Here is a 19,474-nt window from a genome sequence, read left to right as displayed (position 1 = left end):
CCGGCAGAGCGGACTCTGAGGAGCAAGAGAGGAATCATGGCGGAGCTGACGATCCGTCCGGATGAGATCCGGAACGCGCTGGAGCGCTTCGTCCAGTCGTACGAGCCCGATGCCGCCGCGCGCGAAGAGGTCGGCACCGTCGTCGATTCCGGCGACGGCATCGCCCACATCGAGGGCCTGCCGTCCGCGATGGCGAACGAACTCATCGAGTTCGAGGACGGCACCCGCGGCCTGGCTCTGAACCTGGACGTACGCGAGATCGGCGCCGTTGTCCTGGGTGACTTCAGCAAGATCGAGGAGGGCCAGAAGGCCCGCCGCACCGGCGAGGTCCTCTCGGCCCCCGTCGGCGACGGCTTCCTCGGCCGCGTCGTGGACGCGCTGGGCAACCCCCTGGACGGCAAGGGCCCGATCGAGAGCACCGAGCGCCGCGCGCTCGAACTGCAGGCCCCCACGGTCGTGCAGCGCCAGTCGGTCAGCGAGCCGCTGCAGACCGGCATCAAGGCGATCGACGCGATGACCCCGATCGGCCGCGGCCAGCGGCAGCTGATCATCGGTGACCGGCAGACGGGCAAGACGACCGTCTGCGTGGACACGATCATCAACCAGAAGGAGAACTGGGAGTCCGGCGACGAGAAGAAGCAGGTCCGCTGCATCTACGTCGCGATCGGGCAGAAGGGCTCCACGATCGCGAACGTCCGCCGCTCCCTGGAGGAGGCCGGCGCGCTGGAGTACACCACGATCGTGGCGGCGCCCGCGTCCGAGCCGGCGGGCTACAAGTACATCGCCCCCTACACCGGGTCCGCGATCGGCCAGCACTGGATGTACCAGGGCAAGCACGTCCTGATCATCTTCGACGACCTGTCGAAGCAGGCCGAGGCGTACCGCGCCGTGTCGCTGCTGCTGCGCCGCCCCCCGGGCCGCGAGGCCTACCCCGGTGACGTGTTCTACCTGCACTCGCGGCTGCTGGAGCGCTGCGCGAAGCTGTCGGACGACATGGGCGCCGGTTCGATGACGGGTCTGCCGATCATCGAGACCAAGGGCAACGACGTGTCGGCGTACATCCCGACGAACGTCATCTCCATCACCGACGGGCAGTGCTTCCTCGAGTCGGACCTGTTCAACCAGGGCGTCCGGCCGGCGATCAACGTCGGCATCTCGGTGTCCAGGGTCGGCGGCGACGCGCAGGTCAAGGCGATGAAGCAGGTCGCCGGCACGCTGCGGCTGGCGCTGTCGCAGTTCCGCGACCTGGAGGCGTTCGCGGCGTTCGCCTCCGACCTGGACGCCGCGTCCCGCGCCCAGCTGGACCGCGGCGCCCGCCTGGTCGAGCTGCTGAAGCAGCCGCAGGGCAGCCCGTTCCCGGTCGAGCAGGAGATCGTGTCCGTGTGGGCGGGCACCTCCGGCGAGCTGGACGACGTGCCCGTCGCCGACGTCCGCCGCTTCGAGCGCGAGTTCCTCGACTACATGGAGCGCGAGGAGAGCGGCTTCCTGACCTCGCTCCGGGAGACCGGGAAGCTGTCGGACGACGCCCTCACCAGCCTCAAGAACGCCGTCACGGAGTTCAAGAAGGGCTTCCAGACCAGCGAGGGCGAGCTGCTGGCGGAGGAGCCCGTCGAGCCGATCGCGGACGAGGACGTCGAGCAGGAGACGATCACCCGCGTCAAGAAGGACTGACGGCGATGGCCGCACAGCTTCGCCAGCTCAGGCAGCGGATCAAGACGGTCAAGTCGACCGCCAAGATCACGCGTGCCCAGGAGATGATCGCCACGTCGCGGATCGTCAAGGCCCAGCAGGCGGTGGCGGCGTCCAAGCCGTACGCCGACCAGATCACGCAGGCCCTGACCGCGCTGGTGAGCCATCATGTGGGGATCGACCATCCGCTCCTGAAGGAGCAGCCGGCCGACAACCGCAGCGCCGTCCTGATCGTCACCAGCGACCGGGGGTTCTGCGGCGCCTACAACGCCAACGTGATCCGCGAGGCGGAGTCGCTGATCAGGTCGCTGCGGGCGGAGGGCCGCGAGCCCGTCCCGTACGTCATCGGCAACAAGGGCATCACCTGGTACCGGTTCCGCGACCGGGACGTCGCCGAGAGCTGGCACGGGTTCAGCGACCGGCCGGCGTTCGTGAACGCCGAGGAGATCGGCCGGCGGCTGACCGACGACTTCCTGAAGACGGACGCGGAGGGCGGCGTCGGTGAGATCCACGTGGTCTACACCGAGTTCGTCTCAATGCTGACCCAGGCCGTCCGGGTCACCCGGCTGATGCCGCTGGAGATCGAGGAGGCGTCGTCGGACAAGGTCCCGCCGGCGTACGAGTTCGAGCCGTCCGCGTCGGCCGCGCTCGACCTGCTCCTGCCCAACTACATCGAGAGCCGCATCTTCCACATGCTGCTTCAGTCGGCGGCGTCGTTCCAGGCGTCCGTCCGGCGGGCCATGAAGTCGGCGACCGACAATGCCAACGAACTGCTCGGGGTCTACACGCGCCAGATGAACCAGGCGCGGCAGGCCGCGATCACCCAGGAAATCAGCGAGATCGTCGGTGGCGCTGACGCGCTCGCCGAGTCTGGCGGGGAGTGATAATGACTGCTCAGGTAGAGACGGCGACCGCGACCGGGCGCGTCGCCCGAGTCATCGGCCCGGTCGTCGACGTGGAGTTCCCCGCCGACGCCATCCCGGACATCTACCAGGCGCTGCACGCGCAGGTGGCGCTGGGCGGCGAGGAGAAGACCCTGACGTTCGAGGTCGCCCAGCACCTCGGCGACAACATGGTCCGGGCGATCTCGATGCAGCCGACCGACGGCCTCGTCCGCGGCGCGCCGGTGACCGACACCGGCAAGTCGATCGCGGTGCCGGTCGGCGAGATCACCAAGGGGCACGTGTGGAACTGCCTCGGTGACGCGCTGGACGTCCCGACCGCCTCGCTGGAGATCAACGAGCGCTGGGGCATCCACCGCCGCGCGCCCGCCTTCGACCAGCTGGAGTCGAAGACCGAGATGCTGGAGACCGGCATCAAGGTCATCGACCTGCTGTGCCCGTACGTCAAGGGCGGCAAGATCGGCCTGTTCGGCGGCGCGGGCGTGGGCAAGACGGTGCTCATCCAGGAGATGATCCGCCGTGTCGCCCGCAACTTCGGCGGCACCTCGGTGTTCGCCGGCGTCGGCGAGCGCACCCGCGAGGGCAACGACCTCTGGGTGGAGATGGCCGAGGCGGACGTCCTCAAGGACACCGCGATGGTGTTCGGCCAGATGGACGAGCCGCCGGGCACCCGCCTGCGGGTCGCGCTGTCCGCGCTGACGATGGCGGAGTACTTCCGCGACGTGCAGGGCCAGGACGTGCTGCTGTTCATCGACAACATCTTCCGGTTCACGCAGGCCGGCTCGGAGGTGTCCACGCTGCTCGGGCGCATGCCGTCCGCGGTGGGCTACCAGCCGACGCTGGCCGACGAGATGGGCGTGCTGCAGGAGCGGATCACCTCGACGCGCGGTCACTCGATCACCTCGATGCAGGCGATCTACGTGCCCGCCGACGACATCACCGACCCGGCGCCGCACACCACGTTCGCGCACCTGGACGCCACCACGACCCTGTCGCGCGGCATCTCGGAGAAGGGCATCTTCCCGGCCGTCGACCCGCTCGACTCCACCTCGCGGATCATGGACCCGCAGATCCTGGGCGTCGAGCACTACTCGGTCGCGCAGGAGGTGAAGCGGATCCTGCAGAAGTACAAGGAGCTGCAGGACATCATCGCGATCCTCGGCATCGACGAGCTGTCCGAGGAGGACAAGGTCACCGTCCAGCGGGCGCGGCGCATCGAGCGTTTCCTGTCGCACCCGATGTACGTGGCCGAGCAGTTCACCGGCCAGCCGGGCGAGACCGTGCCGAAGGACGAGACGATCGCCTCGTTCAAGGCGCTGGCGGAGGGCAAGTACGACCACCTGCCCGAGCAGGCGTTCTTCATGTGCGGCGGCATCGAGGACGTCGAGCGGAAGGCCAGGGAGCTGGAGAAGTAGCCCGCACCGGCGGGGCCGCCTGACGGGCGGCCCCTCCGGCGCACGGCTCCCGGTGGACTCGGAGGGAAAACGTGGCAAACCTGAAGGTCGGGCTGGTCTCGCCGGAGCGCGAGATCTGGTCCGGCGAGGCCAAGATGGTGGTCGCCCAGACCATCGAGGGCTCGCTCGGCATCCTGCCGGGCCACGCCCCGGTGCTCGGCATCCTCCTCGACGGCAGCGTGGTGAAGATCGAGCCCGCGAACGGCGGTGAGCCGATCACCGCGATGGTCGGCAGCGGCTTCTTCTCCGTCGCGGCGGACGAGGTGTCGGTGCTGGCCGAGCAGGCCGAGCTGGGCGACGAGATCGACGTCCCGGACGCCAGGCGGGCGCTGGAGGACGCGCTCGCGTCCGAGGGCGAGGACGCGACGCCGGAGCGGCGGGCCCGGGCGCGGCTGCGCGCCGCGGGCATCGAGGCTTAGGCTCCGGCGGACGGCGGGGGATTTGGGCGAGCACCTGGCATGGGATGCGGGCGGGGTGCTCGCCGCGGTCGTCCTCGTGGCGGCGCTGTTGTACGCGTCGATGGCGGTCCGGCGCCGGCTGTTCATCCGCGGCGGCGGCACCGTGGAGTGCAGCCTGCGGGAGCTGTCCCCGGAGGGCGGAGCCCCGGGAGTGTGGCGCCTCGGCATCGGCCGCTACAAGGGCGATGTCCTGCATTGGCACCGCGTGTTCGGATTCCGTACCAGGCCCCGGCAGGTGATCCACCGCCGGGGCCTCGTCGTGTCCAACCGCCGCAGCCCCGGCCCTGAGGAGGCGGAGGGGCTGCTGCCGGACGTGAGCATCATCGAGGTCAGGGACGGCGACCTGACGGTGGAGCTGGCGATGGGCGCGGCGGCGCTGACGGGGTTCCTCGCCTGGCTGGAGGCGGCGCCGCCCGGCTTCCCCGTGGAGCTGCATCCCCCCGAGTGACCAGGCCCTGGCCGAGCGCGGCCTGAGCGCGGCCGGGATTGATGCGGTCTTGGGCAGGGATTGGTAAGGCGCGGGTATGGAATTGGTGTGACGGGCGCGCCGCCGTTGGCGGCCGGTGCGCCGCGGGTGAGGATCGCTGCTGGTCAGCTCTGTCCCCGTCCGCAGGAGTGCACGTGCGCAAGCTGCTCATCGGCGCCGCCGTGGCGGTGCCCCTCGCCGTCCTGCCCGCGGCCCTCATGCCCGCGGGGTCCCCGGCGTCCGGTGCCGCTCCGGCCCGTCCCGACCTCGCCGGGCTCGTCACGGCGAAGGACGTCGAGGCGCACCTCAAGGCGTTCCAGGAGATCGCCGACTACAACGGCGGGCACCGCGCGTCGGGCGGCGCCGGCTACGACGTGTCGGTGCGGTACGTCGCCGGACGGCTGCGGAAGGCCGGGCTCACACCGAAGATCCAGAAGTTCGCCTACCCGTACTGGCGGGAGAGGTCGCGTCCGGTGCTGGCGCGGACGGCGCCGTCCAAGGCGTCCTACCGGCTGGGCAAGGACTTCGTCACCTTCGCGTACTCGGGGTCCGGGGACGTGACGGCACGCGTGATCGCCGTGGACGTCCCGTCCAGGGGCGAGGGGACGAGCGGCTGCGAGAGCAGCGACTTCAAGGGCTTCAAGCGCGGGTCGATCGCGCTGGTCCAGCGCGGGGCCTGCACGTTCGCCGCCAAGGCCGCGAACGCGCGGGCGGCGGGCGCGTCCGCCGTCGTGATCTACGACAAGCCCGGCGAGCAGGGGCTGCTGAACGGGACGGTGGGCAAGCCGTCCGGGGTCCTGGTCGTCGGGACGTCCCGGACGGTCGGCGTCGCGCTGGCCAAGGCCGTGCGGAAGGGCGGGCTCACGCTGCGCGTGCGGACCGACACCGTCCACGGGAAGCGGCGGTCGTCCAACCTCATCGCCGACACCGGACACGGACGCGCCGACAACGTGGTGCTGCTCGGCGCGCACCTCGACAGCGTCCCCGCGGGCGCGGGCATCAACGACAACGCCACCGGCGCGTCCGCGCTCCTCGCCATCGCCGCGAAGATCAAGCACCTCGGCAAGGCGGGGCTGCGCAACCGGGTCAGGTTCGCCTGGTGGGGGGCGGAGGAGGAGGGCCTGCGGGGCTCCACGCACTACGTGAAGGCGCTGTCCCGCACCGACCGCGAGAAGATCGCGGTGGCCCTCAACTTCGACATGCTCGGCTCCCGCAACGGCACCCGCGGCGTCTACGACGGCGACCACTCCACCCGCGCCGGGACGCGCGCGCCCGCCGGATCGGGCGCGGTCGAGAAGATGTTCCGGGACTACTTCAAGGGCCGCCGCCTGCCGACGACCGAACACGTGTTCAGCGGGCGCTCCGACTACGGCCCGTTCATCGAGGCCGGCATCCCGTCCGGCGGCATGGCCACCGGCGCGGACGGCGTCAAGACCGCCGCCGAGGCCAAGGCGTTCGGCGGCCGGGCGGGCAAGGTGTACGACCCGTGCTACCACGCCAAGTGCGACGGGCTGAAGAACGTCAACCGCAAGCTCCTCGACACCAACACCGACGGTATCGCGCACGTCACGCAGCACCTGGCCCGGACGACCGTCGCCGTGAACGGCGGGGCCCGCCTGACCGTGGGCAGCGTCCCGGCGTCCGAAGCTCCCGCATGGCAGGGCCCGTACAGGCTCCGCTAGGCGGGCGAGACGGTGACGCTGCCGTTGGCGCTGCGGAGCTGGAGCTGGTGCCGCGAGCTCGAGTCCTGGTGGATGGCCGAGTCGATCCGTTCGCTGCCGTTGGCGGTGTTCATGCTGATGGCGTAGCCCTCGCCCGTCGGGACGCGGACGTGCACCGACCCGTTGTCGCTGGTGGCGCGGACGTTCGCGGGCGGCGTGGTGAGCCGCAGGTCGATGCCGCCGTCGCTGGTCTCGGCGGTGATCCGGTCGGTGGTCAGGCCGCCCGCGTCGATCGAGCCGTTGGCGGTGCGGACGTCGGCGACGGTGGCGCGGCCGCTGAGCTGGATGCGCCCGTCCTCGGTGCGGGCGGTCAGCTTGTCGGCGGTGAGGCCGGTCGCGTTGATGGACCCGTTGTCGCTGCGCAGGACCGCGGTCGCGGCGCGTCCGGCGACGTGGATCGAGCCGTCGTCGGAGCTGATCGAGGCCGACGTCGCGCGCAGGTCGGTCACCTTCATCGCGCCGTTGTCGCTGTGCAGCTTCACGGCCCCGCCGAGCCCGGACGCGACGACCGCCCCGTCGGCGTTGTCGACCTCCACGGCCATGCTCCGCGGAACCTCGACTCGGTAGGACACCGCGCAGTTCGTGTACCCGATCGTCGCCCTGGCGCACTTGGCCGACAGCGAGAGCGTGTTGCCCTTGGTGGTGTGCCGCGCCTCCGGCTTGTTCTTGTCGTTGGACCAGCGGAGCCGTTCCCGCACCTTCACGCTGGGGGAGTCGGACGCCGTGAGCACCAGCCGGCTGCCGTTCGACTTGATCTTCAACGCGGTGATGCCGGCGGGCGCGGAGTAGGCGCGGTCCTCCTGATGCGTGCCGAAGGTCAGGTTGCCGCAGCCGGTCAGCGTCGCCGCGGCCGTGGCCGCCAGAACGGCGGTGATCGTCAGGGTCCTCACGTGGTCACTCCTGTTGTCGCTGTGCGCCCGCCGGAAGCTGTGCGCCCGTAGGGAACCAGCCTGCTCCGCTCGGGACGGCGTCACCAGGAGGGGAACCGGTCTTCCGGGGGTGGGGCTAACCCCACCCCCGGGGTGTTCAGCGTTCGCCTCCGGGCTTCCAGAGGACGTCCCCGTGCTCGGCGTTGGCGATGCGGCACAGGATGAACAGCAGGTCGGACAGCCGGTTGAGGTAACGCGCGGTCAGCGGGTTCACGCCGCCCACCGGGGCCTCGGGGTCGCCTTCGGCGGCGGCGCCGTGCGCCTCGATGGCCGCCCACGCGGTGCGTTCGGCGCGGCGGCTGACCGTCCGCGCGACGTGCAGCAGCGCCGCGCCCGGCGACCCGCCAGGGAGGATGAAGCTGCGCAGCGGCGGGAGGGCCTCGTTGTGCTCGTCGCAGGCCGCCTCCAGCCGGTCGATGTACGACTCGTCGACGCGCAGCGGCGGGTACGGCGGGTCGGGGGCGACCGGCGCGCACAGGGCGGCGCCGACGTCGAACAGGTCGTTCTGGACGACCCTCAGCAGCGCGACGAGATCGTCCGGCAGGGCGCCGAGCGCGACCGCCGTGCCGATCGCGGCGTTGGACTCCTCGACGTCGGCGTACGCGGCGAGCCGCGGGTCGGTCTTGCTCGTCCGGGACGCGTCGCCCAGAGCGGTGGTGCCGTCGTCGCCCGTCCGGGTGTAGATCCGCGACAGGACGACGGGGTTGTCCCTGTTCTTCGCCATGTCGATGAGCCTAGCGACCGCCGCCGCCAGAAGCCCGTTCGGTAGGGTTCGAGAAATACCCCGGAGGCCGCCGTGTACGACTACATCATCGTGGGAGCGGGCAGCGCGGGCTGCGTTCTCGCCGCCAGACTGACCGAGGACCCCTCGGTGAAGGTCCTGCTGCTGGAGGCGGGGCCGCCCGACGCCGCCCCCGAGATCCACATCCCGGCGGCCGCGGCCACGATGTTCAAGGGCCCTTACGACTGGGACTACACCACCGTCCCGCAGGAGCACGCCGCCGGACGCAGCGTGTACTGGCCGAGGGGCCGCACGCTCGGCGGGAGCTCGTCCACCAACGCGATGATCTACATCCGCGGGGCCCGGTACGACTACGACACCTGGCGCGACTCGTACGGCTGCGACGGCTGGGGCTACGAGGACCTCCTGCCCTACTTCTGCCGCGCCGAGGACCAGCAGCGCGGCGAGATCCCCTACCACGGCGTCGGCGGCCCCCTCCGCGTCGAGGACCTGCGCTACAAGCACCCCCTGACCCGCGCGTGGGTGCAGTCGGCCAAGGCGTACGGCCTGGCCGCGAACCCCGACTTCAACGGCGCCGACCAGGACGGCGTCGGCTTCTACCAGGTCACCCACAAGCGCGGCCGCCGCTGGTCAACCGCCGCGGGCTACCTCCACCCGGTCAAGAACCGCCCGAACCTCACGATCGTCACCGACGCGCTCGTGACCCGCGTCCTGTTCGAGGGCCGCCGCGCGACCGGCGTCCGGTACGAGGCGCGCGGCGAGAGCCTGTCCGCCCGCGCCGAGGCGGAGGTCATCCTGTCGGGCGGCGCGGTGAACAGCCCGCAGCTCCTCATGCTCTCCGGGATCGGGCCCGCCGACCACCTGCGCTCGCTGGGCATCGACGTCCTCGCCGACTCCCCGGTCGGGCAGCGCCTCCAAGATCACCCGTTCGTGAACGTCATGTTCGCCACGCCCCGCGCCAAGGCCCTGTGGGAGCTGGCGAACACCCGGTCCCTCGGCCTCTACCAGGCGTTCGCGCGCGGGCCGTACGCGTCCAACATCGCCGAGGCGGGCGGTTTCGTCCGGACGGTCGAGGGCCTGCCCGCGCCCGACCTGCAGTACCACGTCCTGCCGTCGCCGTTCGTCAACCAGGGCCTCACCGAATCGCACGAGCGGCTCCTGTCGATCCTCGTCGCCGCGGTCGCCGTCGCCGGGCGAGGCTCGGTCACCCTCCGCTCCGCCAGCCCGCACGCCAAACCCCTCATCGACCCGGCCTATCTCGCCGACAAGGCCGACCTGGACATCCTGGTCGCCGGGGTCCGCCAGGCGCGCGAGATCGCCGCGTCCGGGCCCCTGGCCTCCATGACCGGCGGCGAGTGGGCCCCCGGCGAGCAGGTCGACACCGACGAGGCCCTCATCGACTTCGTCCGCCGCGAGGTCGCGACCCTCTACCACCCCACCAGCACCTGCGCGATGGGCGCGGACGACGCCGTCTGCGACCCGGACCTGCGCGTCCGCGGCGTCGAGGGCCTGCGCGTGGTGGACGCGTCGGTCATGCCGGCCGTCCCGCGCGGCAACACCAACGCCCCCACCATCGCGATCGCCGAACGCGCCGCCGACCTCATCCGCAACCGCACCCCGCTGGAACCCGCCACCACCCGGAAGTAGGGGTCAGCGGAGGAAGACGGCGTACTCGGTCAGCCGGGAGGTGCGCTTCTTCGCGACGTGGCTCCTGGGCATAAATGACGAGCGCCCCCGTCCTTCTGGACGGGGGCGCGTGGTTGGGCGTACAGGCCGGGGGCGTCACCGCTTCAGGGCCTTCGCGATGCGGACGCGGCGGGCCTTCTTGGCCTCGTTGCGCAGCACCGTGACGCGGTCGCTGATGATGATGTTGCTGAAGTCCGGGCGGATCATCACGCTCTCCTTGTTTCCTGCCGGACCCTCTCGGCCCGACATCTACAAGGTTCGTCCTAAGGCCCCAGCCGCCACATCAGGACGACGCCTTATCTAGGCGCCTTAGGGCGCCTTAGATCCGCGGACGGTGACGTATCCGCGGCTTAGGTCGCGCTTAGCGGGCGTGGCGGGGCGGTGGAGCCGTTCGGTCGCGGGTGCGTGGTTTGGCGGTGGTGAAGTTGGGGCCCCCTGTGTCGCGGACGCGGAGCGTCCAGCGTTGCGCGGCGGTTCCGTTACAGGTGTAGAGCTGGCTGAACGCCCTCGGCCCGCTCAAGCTCCTGTCGCCGGCGGGCAAGCTCCCGCAGGTCGGCAAGACGATCTGGCGCATCGCGACCGGCATCGGCGCGTTCCGCAACACCGTCCGCGGCGCCCAGACGTTCCTCCGGCAGGCCCGCACGCTGATCAACGAGGTCGTCGGCCTGCTGCGCTACCCGTGCGCGCCGAACAGCTTCGCCGGCGGCACGCGGGTGGTGACGGCCGGCGGCGTCACCAGACCGATCGAGGGCGGTGCGCGTCGGCGAGCGGGTCCTGTCCACCGATCCGGTGTCGGGACGCACCGCGCCCATGCCCGTGATCGGCCTGATCAACGGAAGCGGGAGCAAGAACCTTGTCGGTGTCGGCGTCGCCGCGCGCGGCCCCGGCGTGCTCGGCGCGGGCAGTGGCGCCGGCGTGCTGCAGACCACGGGCGGGCATCCGTTCTGGGTCGACCGGCCGGGAGTGTGGCGGGACGCCAGGGACCTGGGCCCCGGCGACCGGTTGCGCCGCCCGGACGGCCAGTACGTCACCGTCACCGCCACGCATCCCTGGACGGCGGAGCGGAAGGTCTACAACCTCACCGTCCGCGGATATTCAGGCGACTTCGATGAAGCCCATGTGGTCGTAGAGGCGGCGGGCGCGGTGGTTGCGGCGGGTCACGGCGAGGGTGAGGGTGTCGTGGCCCTGTTCGGCGAGGGCGTGCATGACGGCCTGGACCAGACCTCGTCCTAGGCCGTGGCCCGCGTGGGACTGGGCGACGAACAGGAACGCCAGGAGCGGGACGTCCTTGTAGAGGGTGACGAGCGCCCCGGCCACGGGACGTCCATCGTGCTCGGCGACGAACGACGCGTCGCGCAGGAACGTTCCGTACTCGCCGCCCAGGGTGAGCTGCAGCTCGCGGGCCGCGCCCTTGAGGTCTCCCACGTCGGCTTCGTCGGGGGTGCCGCGGTAGGCGTCCCACAAGAGGGCGGCGAGCGCGGCGGTGTCGGCGTCGTCGAACGGGCGGAACCCCGGCGGGGGCGGGGGCGCCGCCTTCAGGGTCACCTGGAGGCGGCTGCGTACGGGCGCGCCGGAGGCCATGGTCCCGTCAGCGCTTGTAGCGGCGGCCGTGGATCAGGTTGATCATGTCGAGGGCGCGGGCCATCTCCTTCTCGCCGCGGCCGAACGAGGTCAGGTTCATCGTCGCGAAGCGCTGCCGGGTGATCGCCTTCGGGCGGGTGAACTCGCGCAGGCCGTCCGCGCCGTGGATGCGGCCGAACCCCGACTCGCCGACCCCGCCGAACGGCAGCGCCGCGACCAGGGCGAACGCCGCGAACGCGTTGATGGACGTCATGCCGGACCGCATCCGGCGGGCGGCGTCCAGGGCGCGGGACCTGTCACCGGAGAAGATCATCCCAGCGAGGCCGTAGGCGGTCTCGTTGGCCTTCTCGACCGCCTCGTCAAGGTCCCTGACGCGGTGGACGGTGATCGTCGGCCCGAACGTTTCCTCGCGGACGGCGGACGAGTCGTCCGGCACGTGGGTCAGCACCACCGGCTCCACGTACGGCTTGCGCACCGACTCCGCGCCGCCCACGACGGCCTTGCCGCCCTTGCCGAGCGCGTCCTTGATGTGGCGTTCGATGATGTCGAGCTGGCCGGGCATGGTGATCGGGCCGTAGGCGGCCTCGCGGTCGAAGCCGGGACGCAGGTCGCGGGCCTTCTCGGTGAGCTTGCCGAGGAACTTGTCGTACGCCTCGTCCACAACGTAGATCCGCTCGATGCCGATGCAGGTCTGCCCGGCGTTCGCCATGGCGCCCCACAGCGCGGCGTCGGCGGCGGCGTCGAGGTCGGCGTCGGCGTCGACGATGCAGGCGTCCTTGCCGCCGCATTCGGCGACGATCGGGGTGAGGTTCTCGGCGCAGGCGGCCATGACGCGCTTCGCGGTCCGGGTCGAGCCGGTGAAGGCGATCTTGTCGACGCCGGGGGAGGAGGCGAGCGCGGCGCCCGTCTCGCCCAGCCCGGTGACCGTCTGCAGGACGGGATGCTCCGGCACGACCGCGGCGACCAGCTCGGCGAGGAACACCCCGACGCCCGGGGTGAACTCCGACGGCTTGAACACCACCGCGTTGCCCGCGGCCAGCGCGTACGCGATCGAGCCCATCGGGGTGAAGATCGGGTAGTTCCACGGGCCGATCACGCCGACGACGCCGAGCGGCTGGTACTCCAGCACGCACTTCTGGTTGATCGCCATGATCCCCGGGTAGACGCCGCGCGGCCCGAGGACCTTCCGGGCGTTCCGGGCCGCCCAGTCCAGATGCGTGATGGCCATGATCGTCTCAAGCTGGGCGTCCTGCAGCGGCTTGCCGGTCTCCTGGTGGATGAGCTCGGCCATCCGGTTGAGATTCCGGGTGAGCGAGCCCTTGACGTTCAGCAGCCGGAGCCGGCGCTCCTTCCAGCCGAGGGCGCGCCACCATCCGGCCGCCTCCCGGGCGCGCTCGACGGCCGCGGCCACGGCGGCGGCGTCCTGGACGGGATGCTCGGCGACGACCTCGCCGGTGGCCGGGTTCAGCGACGCGAACGTCTCGGTGCTCTCCGTGGCCACGGACATGGGAAACCTCCCGGGAGGAGCCGTGTAAGTGCCTGCTTGCAGCAGGGTACTCGTTAGTAAACCACCCTAGGCCCCGGCCTGGGCCGGGCGATCGGCCCGGGGGCGCCTACAGGTACTTGTCCCACCACTGGAACAGCGAGTGCCCGACCTGGATCGGGAGCTCTCCGAGGCCCAGCACGTCGGTGATGTTGAAGATCAGGTCGAAGAACGCCTCGTTGACCGGACCCAGCCACAGCAGCGCGATCAGGACGAGGAAGGCGTAGCCGCCGTAGGCGCCCAGCTGGTCCGCCCATCGCCGCGGCAGGTAGGGCTCGACGATCCCGAAGCCGTCCAGGCCAGGAATCGGCAGCAGGTTCAGCACCGCGGCCGTGACCTGCAAAAACGCCAGGAACGCCACGCCCAGCCAGAAGACGCCGTGGTCCTGGTGGGCGAAGTTCTTGTACAGGACGGCGAGCATCACCGCGAACATCGCGTTCGACAGCGGCCCCGCCGCCGAGATCAGGCTGTGCCTGATCCTGCCCGGGATCACGTGCCGGTCGATCCACACGGCGCCGCCGGGCAGCCCGATCCCGCCGAGCAGGATGAACACCACCGGGATCACGAAGCTGAGCAGCATGTCGGAGTACTTCAGCGGGTTCAGAGTCAGGTACCCCTTGGCGACGACACCGCGGTCGCCCGACCGGTACGCCATGTAGGCGTGCCCGAACTCGTGCAGGCACAGCGACAGCACCCACGCCGCCAGCACGAACCCGAACAGGGCGATCCGCGCCGCCGTGGTCGGGTTCTCCCCGTACCGCCAGGCGACCAGGCCGCACAGGACGGTCGCCGCCACGATCGCGAGGAACACCGGGCTCGGCCGGACCGCCGCGGCCCCTCGCGTCCCGTGCGCAGTTCCCCTCATCGTTCCCGGCCCCTCTCGCCGCGCCGGCCGCCCGGCGTCCCGTCCAGCCTGATCTTCGCCGCCACTTCGGAAGCTACCGTCTCGTTCCGGTCATGGCGCCGCGATGACCGGAACGACATAGGTGCGCAGGAAGCGGCGCAGCCCGTCGGCGTCCCTGTCCCGGTCCATGACGATCAGCGAGGTGATGATCCGGAAGAGGAACTCGACCGTCCCCTCCACCTCGATGTCGGTCCTGAGCGTCCGCTGCCGCTGCGCCCGCTCGAAATGCGGCCGGACGTACTCGCAGCACAGCGCGAGCACGTGCTCGGCCGCGCCCGCCACCGCCGCCTGCATGTGCCCCGCCGCCTCCGGCACCAGGAAGTGCGCGACGGCGGGTTCGCGCCGGACGTAGTCGACCGCGTCCAGCGTGCCCTCCACGATCGCCTCCGGCACCGACCGCTCGCTGCGCAGCCGCTCGGCGAGCCGGTCGAGGAAGCGGCGCAGGTCGCGCATCAGCACGGCCAGGAGCAGCTCGTCCCGCCCGCCGGTGACGCTCCGGTACACCGTGGCCCGGGACAGGTTCGCCGCGGCGGCGATGTCCTCGACCGTCGTCTTGGCGACGCCGAAGCGGCCGAAGCACTCCTCGGCGGCGTCGATGATCCGCTCGCGTGTCGCGTCGGCGGTGACCGGGGGCATGCCTGAACATTACCGGCCGTCCGCCGCGGCGCCGTTCTCCGTCGCCCGCTCGCCGCCCTCGCCCTCAGTCGAGCGTGTACTCCAGCGCCCAGCTGTGGCCGCCGTCCTCGGTGAGGGTGATCTGGCCGAGGCCGCGGATGCCCGCCAGCTCGCCGGTGCCCGACGTCGGCACGATCAGCCACCGCAGCCACTGCGTGTCGGGCGTGCCGTCCTCGCTGCCCGCGCTGTGCTGCAGGACGAACGTCCCCTCGCGCCCGTGCAGGATGCCCTGGACGTTCTCGATCCCCACGTAGGCGACGGGCCCGGCGGCGGACTCCACGGTGATCAGCTCGCTGCTGCTCGTCCCGACGAGGTCGCCGTGGAAGGTCTTGCCGACGTGGACCCGGGTCAGCCTCGTGCCGTCCTGCTCGTCATAGGGCTTCTCGGCTTCCCACGCGTCGATGTCGAAGCTGCCGCTGGCTTGAAAGGTCATGCGGGCAATTCTGCCCAGGGGAGCGACCCCCTGGAAGCCCCGTCACGGTCGAGCGACCGGCGGGTCGTGCGACCTCCCGCGCTGGGCGCCCCCGGCCGCACGACCCGTGACCCCTGTGGGGGTCAGAACGGCGCCGGCCGGGGTCAGAACAGGGTGCCCTCGTGCTCGATGCCGCGGAGGGCGTCGTAGTCGAGGGTGACGCAGTCGATGCCGCGGTCGGTGGCGAGGACGCGGGCCTGCGGCCTGATCTCCTGGGCCGCGAACACGCCGCGGACGGGTGCGAGGTGCGGGTCGCGGTTCAGCAGCTCCAGGTAGCGGGTGAGCTGCTCGACGCCGTCGATCTCGCCGCGCCGCTTGATCTCGATGGCGACGGTGGCGCTGCCCGCGTCCCGGCACAGGATGTCGACCGGGCCGATCGCGGTGGGGAACTCGCGGCGGATCAGCGACCAGCCTTCCCCGAGCGTGGTGATGTGCTCGGCGAGCAGCTCCTGGAGGTGCGCCTCGACGCCGTCCTTCTGCAGGCCCGGGTCGATGCCCAGCTCGTGGCTGGTGTCGTGCAGGAACTCCTCGATGGTGAGGATGAGCCGCTCGCCCGACTTGCCGTGCGTGACCGTCCAGCGGGCGACGGCGCCGTTCTCCTCGTGCGGCTCCTCGCGCAGCGAGCAGGGTGGGTTCATCCAGTTGAGGGGCTTGTAGGCGCGGTCGTCGGCGTGGACGCTGACGCTCCCGTCCGCCTTGATCAGGATCAGGCGGAGTGCCATCGGCAGGTGGGCGGTGAGCTTGCCGGCGTAGTCGACGCTGCAGCGGGCGATAACGAGACGCACGGCGACCAACCCTAGTGCGAGCGGGCGGCTAAGGCGGCCGGACGCCCGATATAAGGCGTCGTGCCGATGTGGGGGCGGGGGCCTTAGGACGAGTCTCTTGACTGCGGGGCCCGTGCTGGTCGGCCGCGCACGAGCCTGGGAGGGGCCGTGTTCCACCACGACATCATGCGGTCGATCATGCAGGAGCGGGCCCGCGAGCGGCGGGCGGAGGCGCGCGCCGTCCGGACCGGCCGGCTGGCGCGCCGGGCCCGCGAGTACTGGGCGGAGCGCGCCGAGCGCGAAGCCGCCCGTCCGGTCCGGCGGCACCGGCCGTCCGGGCACGGCGCCCCGCAGGCGCGCTGACCGCGTCCCGGCTCGCGGGGGCGGCCGGGACGGGGCCGCGGCATAGCGGAATGAAAACCTTTGTCAAGCCTGGTTTTCTGCGGGAGGCGTGATTAGCGTCGTTGGCATCCGACGAAAGGACCCCCGCAATGTCTCTTGACGTGACCCCCGAACTCCTGGAGACGGCGAAGCAGGGCGAGGTCGGCGACGCGGAGTTCGTCGAGTGCATCAAGACGTCCCTCCCGTACGCGTGGGACATGGTCAGCGGACTGGTGGCCCGGCTGCAGGTGGACGGCGGCGAGTTCGCCGACAACGAGACGCCGCCGCCCGACGAGCAGGCCCGCGGCCAGCTCCTGCGGGTGCTCGCGAGCGACGCGATGCGCGGTGCGCTGGAGCGTTACTTCGGCGTCAGGCTGGCCTTCCAGAACTGCCACCGCGTCGCCGTCTTCCCGGACGGGGGCTCGGACGCCTACCGGACGTTCGTGACGCCCCGCGAGCAGATCCTCAACCAGTCGCCGGAACTCCGCGACTGCTGATCCGTCGTCGCGGCGCGCCGAGCCGGTGGGCGCGCCGCACGTCAGCTTCCGGCGACCGCGGCGCGCACTCCCGGCAGGACGTCCGCGCCGAGCCGGGCGATGTTCTCCAGCGTCGCCTCTCGTGATCCGGCGGCCTCCACCAGCAGGATCAGATGGCGGATGCCGGTGCGCTCGACGGTGGTCACGAGCGACTCCACGCAGTAGTCCGGCGAACCCACGGGATGAAGCTCGCACATCCGTCGCGTGTAGCCGACGGGGTCGCGGGACGGCCGCGGACGATCGTCCACGGCGACGTACCCCTCCAGTCCTGGCCCGAGCCAGCGCGGCATCTCGTCCATCAACGTCTTGACGGCCTGCTCTCGCGTGTCGGCGACCTGCGCGACATGGGTCGAGATGTGCGGGGCGTCCGGCAGCCCGTGGCGGGCGACGGCCGCGGCCTTCTCGTCCGGCCCGACGTGCATACCTAGCAGCATCGGTAGGCCACGCACCGCGGCCAGCTCCTCCGTCGCCCGGGACGTGCACGCGACCGTCACCTGCGGCGGTACAAGCGCGCGCGGCACGACCGGAACCTCACGGAAACTGAACCGCTCCCCGGCCCACGCGACCCTGTCGGAACGCAGCCACGCCAGCAGCAGGTCCAGCGACTCGGCGAACCCGTGCTCGTAGCGGTCGAGACCCGTGCCGAAGACCTCCAGGTCCCGCCACGGCCCGCCGCGTCCGACGCCCAGGCGGAACCGGCCGCCGGACAGCAGCGACAGCATCGCGGCCTGCTCGGCCAGCGCCACCGGATGCTGGTTGGACAGCACGCTGACCGCCGTCCCCACGTCGATCCGGCCGGTGGCGGCCAGGATGTGACCGGCGAGAACGGTCCCGGACGGGACCACCCCGTACGACATGAAGTGATGTTCCGCGAGCCACACGTCGTCGAACCCGGCGCGTTCGGCGGCGGCGGCCGCCTCGACGGTCCGGGACAGGGCTGCGGCGTCGTCCTGGCCGGGGAAACGGGCGGCGAGGAGGAAGATTCCGAGGCGCACGTCCCCGTCGTACCCGGCATCGTGGACGCCTGCGCGCTCTGCGAGACTGCCGTCCATGACTGGTCGATCGTTCAGCAGGGTCGGGGTCGTCGGACTGGGCACGATGGGCGCGGGCATCGCCGAGGTGCTGGCACGCGGCGGCCTCGCCGTCGTCGGCGTCGAGGTGGACCGGGACGCGCTGGAACGCGGGCGCGGGCATCTGGAAGCCTCGACCGGACGGGCCGTCAAACGCGGGCGCCTCACCGCCGAGGCCCAGCAGGAGATCATCGGCCGGGTCACGCTCTCCGTCGACTTCGCCGACCTCGGCGACTGCGACCTCGTCATCGAGGCCGTCCCGGAGCGGCTCGACCTGAAGCGCAAGGTGTTCGCCGAGCTGGACCGGGTGTGCCGCGACGACGCCGTCCTCGCCACGAACACCTCCTCGCTGCCGGTCACGGACATCGCGGCGGGGACGGGCCGTCCCGCCGGCGTCGTCGGCGTGCACTTCTTCAACCCGGCGCCCGTGATGAAGCTCGTCGAGGTCATCGCGACCGTCCGCACCGAGCCGGACGCCGTCGCCCGCGTCGCCGAGCTGGTGAAGGGCCTCGGCAAGACCCCGGTCACGATCGGGGACCGCGCCGGGTTCGTCGCGAACCGGCTGCTCTTCGGCTACCTGAACCAGGCCGCGGCGATGCTGGAGTCCGGGCACGCCACCCGCGACGACATCGACACCGCGATGAAGACGGGCGCCGGGCTGCCGATGGGCCCGTTCACCCTCATGGACCTCATCGGCCTCGACACCTGCCTGCAGGTCCTGGACGCGATCTACGCCGAGTCCCGCGACCGCCGCCACACCGCGTCCCCGCTGCTCCGCGAGCTCGTCACCGCCGGGCTGCTCGGCCGCAAGACCGGCCGCGGCTTCTACACCTACGACGGCGCCGACCAGGCCGGACCGGAGGCCCCGGACGGACCGCCGCCGGTCGTCGGCATCGTCGGCGTCGGCCCGCTCGCGGACGCGATCGCCGCCCTGTGCGACCGGGCGGGCACCAAGGTCCGCGCCTCCGCCGCCGAGTTCGCGGCCTGCGACCTGGTCATCGAGGCCGCGGAGGACGCCGAGGCCGGACGGGCGCTGCTGTCCGCCGCCGCCCAGGCCGTCAAGCCGGGCACGGTGCTCGCCGTCACCTCAACGGACGGATCGGTGATCCGGCAGGCCATGGTGACCGGACGTCCCGCCGACGTCGTCGGCCTGCGCCTGCCCGACCCGGCGGCCCCGCTCGCCGAGATCGCCGCCACGGTCGCGACCGCCCCCGACGTCGCGGGCCGTGCGGCCGACCTCGCCCGGCGCCTCGGCCTCACCGTCGTCCGCTGCCGCGACCGCGCCGGGTTCATCGTGGACGCCCTCCGCTTCCCGTACCTGAACGACGCCGCCGCCATGCTCGGCGCCGGATACGCCGACGCCGCCTCGATCGACGCCGCCATGACGCTCGGCTGCGGCTACCCGACCGGCCCGATCGCCGACCTCGACCGCCTCGGCCTGGACCGCGCGGTCACCGTCCTGCGCGCCCTCCACACCGAAACCCGAGACCCCGCCCTCGCC

General features: G+C 71.6%; 20 protein-coding genes and 1 pseudogene. 11 read left to right on the top strand and 10 right to left on the bottom strand.

All coding sequences use genetic code 11. The features are described from left to right. Positions 1-36: 36 nt before the first annotated feature. The 6 genes from atpA to ETD83_RS19045 all read left to right on the top strand — a co-directional run bounded on the left by atpA (position 37) and on the right by ETD83_RS19045 (position 6,651). Positions 37-1,671: a F0F1 ATP synthase subunit alpha gene (gene atpA, locus ETD83_RS19070; protein ID WP_138646490.1), complete on the top strand. Its 1,635-nt coding sequence runs from the start codon at positions 37-39 to the stop codon at positions 1,669-1,671. A gap of 5 nt (positions 1,672-1,676) precedes the next feature. Further along, positions 1,677-2,573: a F0F1 ATP synthase subunit gamma gene (locus tag ETD83_RS19065; RefSeq protein WP_138646489.1), complete on the top strand. Its 897-nt coding sequence runs from the start codon at positions 1,677-1,679 to the stop codon at positions 2,571-2,573. A gap of 2 nt (positions 2,574-2,575) precedes the next feature. Then, positions 2,576-4,006, top strand: a complete 1,431-nt coding sequence (atpD, locus tag ETD83_RS19060) for a F0F1 ATP synthase subunit beta (RefSeq protein ID WP_138646488.1) — start codon at positions 2,576-2,578, stop codon at positions 4,004-4,006. A 71-nt stretch (positions 4,007-4,077) separates the two neighbouring features. Continuing rightward, on the top strand, positions 4,078-4,464 hold the full coding sequence (locus tag ETD83_RS19055; RefSeq protein ID WP_138646487.1) for a F0F1 ATP synthase subunit epsilon: 387 nt from the start codon (positions 4,078-4,080) through the stop codon (positions 4,462-4,464). 22 nt (positions 4,465-4,486) lie between these two features. Beyond that, on the top strand, positions 4,487-4,951 hold the full coding sequence (locus ETD83_RS19050; RefSeq protein WP_138646486.1) for a DUF2550 domain-containing protein: 465 nt from the start codon (positions 4,487-4,489) through the stop codon (positions 4,949-4,951). A gap of 173 nt (positions 4,952-5,124) precedes the next feature. Beyond that, positions 5,125-6,651 carry a M28 family peptidase gene (locus tag ETD83_RS19045; RefSeq protein ID WP_230421018.1) on the top strand — a complete coding sequence of 509 codons (1,527 nt, stop codon included), beginning with the start codon at positions 5,125-5,127 and terminating at the stop codon, positions 6,649-6,651. Here ETD83_RS19045 and ETD83_RS19040 read toward each other — a convergent pair. Then, a complete protein-coding gene (locus tag ETD83_RS19040; RefSeq protein WP_171064323.1) occupies positions 6,648-7,580 on the bottom strand; it encodes a DUF4097 family beta strand repeat-containing protein in 933 nt (310 codons plus the stop codon). The genes ETD83_RS19045 and ETD83_RS19040 overlap by 4 nt on opposite strands. A gap of 136 nt (positions 7,581-7,716) precedes the next feature. Next, positions 7,717-8,343 (bottom strand): cob(I)yrinic acid a,c-diamide adenosyltransferase, encoded by a 627-nt coding sequence (locus ETD83_RS19035; protein WP_138646483.1) that lies wholly within the window; start codon positions 8,341-8,343, stop codon positions 7,717-7,719. 72 nt (positions 8,344-8,415) lie between these two features. Between ETD83_RS19035 and ETD83_RS19030 the strand changes: the two genes are divergently transcribed. Continuing rightward, a complete protein-coding gene (locus tag ETD83_RS19030) occupies positions 8,416-10,008 on the top strand; it encodes a GMC family oxidoreductase (protein ID WP_138646482.1) in 1,593 nt (530 codons plus the stop codon). 518 nt (positions 10,009-10,526) lie between these two features. On the opposite strand, the gene ETD83_RS42625 is transcribed toward ETD83_RS19030, so the two are convergent. Next, positions 10,527-10,859, bottom strand: a complete 333-nt coding sequence (locus tag ETD83_RS42625) for a hypothetical protein (protein WP_171064322.1) — start codon at positions 10,857-10,859, stop codon at positions 10,527-10,529. On the opposite strand from ETD83_RS42625, the pseudogene ETD83_RS46015 reads away from it, so the two are divergent. Then, positions 10,858-11,094: pseudogene (locus ETD83_RS46015) on the top strand (hypothetical protein); the annotation flags it as partial. The gene ETD83_RS42625 and the pseudogene ETD83_RS46015 overlap by 2 nt on opposite strands. A gap of 48 nt (positions 11,095-11,142) precedes the next feature. On the opposite strand, the gene ETD83_RS19020 reads toward ETD83_RS46015, so the two are convergent. The 6 genes from ETD83_RS19020 to nucS form a co-directional block, all read right to left on the bottom strand. After that, a complete protein-coding gene (locus ETD83_RS19020; protein ID WP_138646480.1) occupies positions 11,143-11,628 on the bottom strand; it encodes a GNAT family N-acetyltransferase in 486 nt (161 codons plus the stop codon). A 7-nt stretch (positions 11,629-11,635) separates the two neighbouring features. Further along, positions 11,636-13,135 (bottom strand): aldehyde dehydrogenase family protein, encoded by a 1,500-nt coding sequence (locus ETD83_RS19015; protein ID WP_138646479.1) that lies wholly within the window; start codon positions 13,133-13,135, stop codon positions 11,636-11,638. A gap of 106 nt (positions 13,136-13,241) precedes the next feature. Then, positions 13,242-14,036, bottom strand: a complete 795-nt coding sequence (locus ETD83_RS19010; RefSeq protein ID WP_138646478.1) for a site-2 protease family protein — start codon at positions 14,034-14,036, stop codon at positions 13,242-13,244. 90 nt (positions 14,037-14,126) lie between these two features. Continuing rightward, positions 14,127-14,711, bottom strand: a complete 585-nt coding sequence (locus ETD83_RS19005; RefSeq protein ID WP_138646477.1) for a TetR/AcrR family transcriptional regulator — start codon at positions 14,709-14,711, stop codon at positions 14,127-14,129. A gap of 64 nt (positions 14,712-14,775) precedes the next feature. Next, complete coding sequence (locus ETD83_RS19000; RefSeq protein WP_230421017.1) at positions 14,776-15,183, bottom strand: DUF3224 domain-containing protein; 408 nt, start codon at positions 15,181-15,183, stop codon at positions 14,776-14,778. Between the two features lie 143 nt (positions 15,184-15,326). Next, positions 15,327-16,007: an endonuclease NucS gene (nucS, locus tag ETD83_RS18995; RefSeq protein WP_138646475.1), complete on the bottom strand. Its 681-nt coding sequence runs from the start codon at positions 16,005-16,007 to the stop codon at positions 15,327-15,329. A gap of 147 nt (positions 16,008-16,154) precedes the next feature. On the opposite strand from nucS, the gene ETD83_RS18990 reads away from it, so the two are divergent. Continuing rightward, positions 16,155-16,349: a hypothetical protein gene (locus tag ETD83_RS18990; RefSeq protein WP_138646474.1), complete on the top strand. Its 195-nt coding sequence runs from the start codon at positions 16,155-16,157 to the stop codon at positions 16,347-16,349. Positions 16,350-16,477: 128 nt separating this feature from the next. Next, positions 16,478-16,864: an SCO5389 family protein gene (locus ETD83_RS18985; protein ID WP_138646473.1), complete on the top strand. Its 387-nt coding sequence runs from the start codon at positions 16,478-16,480 to the stop codon at positions 16,862-16,864. A 41-nt stretch (positions 16,865-16,905) separates the two neighbouring features. Here the strand turns inward: ETD83_RS18985 and ETD83_RS18980 are convergent, their stop codons facing one another. Further along, positions 16,906-17,955: an LLM class flavin-dependent oxidoreductase gene (locus ETD83_RS18980; RefSeq protein WP_329602891.1), complete on the bottom strand. Its 1,050-nt coding sequence runs from the start codon at positions 17,953-17,955 to the stop codon at positions 16,906-16,908. Between ETD83_RS18980 and ETD83_RS18975 the strand changes: the two genes are divergently transcribed. Then, a partial coding sequence (locus tag ETD83_RS18975; RefSeq protein WP_138646472.1) for a 3-hydroxyacyl-CoA dehydrogenase family protein occupies positions 17,954-19,474 on the top strand: 1,521 nt, incomplete at its 3' end. The genes ETD83_RS18980 and ETD83_RS18975 overlap by 2 nt on opposite strands.

Source organism: Actinomadura soli, assembly GCF_005889715.1.
Classification (GTDB): domain Bacteria; phylum Actinomycetota; class Actinomycetes; order Streptosporangiales; family Streptosporangiaceae; genus Spirillospora; species Spirillospora soli.
This window is presented reverse-complemented; position numbering and strand designations above follow the sequence as displayed.

Coding starts and splice junctions, on each gene's coding strand:
- ETD83_RS18980 (WP_329602891.1), bottom strand. CDS start 17,955: ATGGACGGCAGTCTCGCAGAGCGCGCAGGCGTCCACGATGCCGGGTAC.
- ETD83_RS19065 (WP_138646489.1), top strand. CDS start 1,677: ATGGCCGCACAGCTTCGCCAGCTCAGGCAGCGGATCAAGACGGTCAAG.
- ETD83_RS19005 (WP_138646477.1), bottom strand. CDS start 14,711: ATGCCCCCGGTCACCGCCGACGCGACACGCGAGCGGATCATCGACGCC.
- ETD83_RS19010 (WP_138646478.1), bottom strand. CDS start 14,036: ATGAGGGGAACTGCGCACGGGACGCGAGGGGCCGCGGCGGTCCGGCCG.
- ETD83_RS18985 (WP_138646473.1), top strand. CDS start 16,478: ATGTCTCTTGACGTGACCCCCGAACTCCTGGAGACGGCGAAGCAGGGC.
- atpA (WP_138646490.1), top strand. CDS start 37: ATGGCGGAGCTGACGATCCGTCCGGATGAGATCCGGAACGCGCTGGAG.
- ETD83_RS19015 (WP_138646479.1), bottom strand. CDS start 13,135: ATGTCCGTGGCCACGGAGAGCACCGAGACGTTCGCGTCGCTGAACCCG.
- ETD83_RS42625 (WP_171064322.1), bottom strand. CDS start 10,859: ATGGGCGCGGTGCGTCCCGACACCGGATCGGTGGACAGGACCCGCTCG.
- atpD (WP_138646488.1), top strand. CDS start 2,576: ATGACTGCTCAGGTAGAGACGGCGACCGCGACCGGGCGCGTCGCCCGA.
- ETD83_RS19020 (WP_138646480.1), bottom strand. CDS start 11,628: ATGGCCTCCGGCGCGCCCGTACGCAGCCGCCTCCAGGTGACCCTGAAG.
- ETD83_RS19035 (WP_138646483.1), bottom strand. CDS start 8,343: ATGGCGAAGAACAGGGACAACCCCGTCGTCCTGTCGCGGATCTACACC.
- ETD83_RS19000 (WP_230421017.1), bottom strand. CDS start 15,183: ATGACCTTTCAAGCCAGCGGCAGCTTCGACATCGACGCGTGGGAAGCC.